The organism is Shewanella sp. P1-14-1, from assembly GCF_001401775.1.
Classification (GTDB): domain Bacteria; phylum Pseudomonadota; class Gammaproteobacteria; order Enterobacterales; family Shewanellaceae; genus Shewanella; species Shewanella japonica.
In genome coordinates this window covers 1-362 of record NZ_LKTL01000095.1, presented here as the reverse complement: position 1 = coordinate 362, position 362 = coordinate 1, and the positions used below count along the sequence as shown (strand labels likewise).

Here is a 362-nt window from a genome sequence, read left to right as displayed (position 1 = left end):
TCAATCACTAAGTCTACTGTTAGCTCAGCATCAACAGCATCAAGGTTTTCAGTGTCGTTGGCAGACAGGTCATTGCCGTTTGAATCAGTTGCGGTTGCCACCACTGTGATGTCGCCATCCACAAGTGTTGATAGGTCAACGTTATCGACAGAGTAAGTGCCATCTGCATTAACGGCCACATCAGTGATGGTAATTGATGTGCCCGCAATATCGGTGATAACCAGAGTGACCGTACCGCCTGCAGGAATGTCTTGTGATGTACCAGTGATGTCACCTTGGTTCGATGCATCAATCACTAAGTCTACAGTTAGCTCAGCATCAACAGCATCAAGGTTTTCAGTGTCGTTGGCAGACAGGTCATT

General features: G+C 47.0%; 1 pseudogene. It reads right to left on the bottom strand.

Annotated features, from left to right (window positions below):
• Window positions 1-362 (bottom strand): annotated as a pseudogene (locus tag AN944_RS21695) (hypothetical protein); the annotation flags it as partial.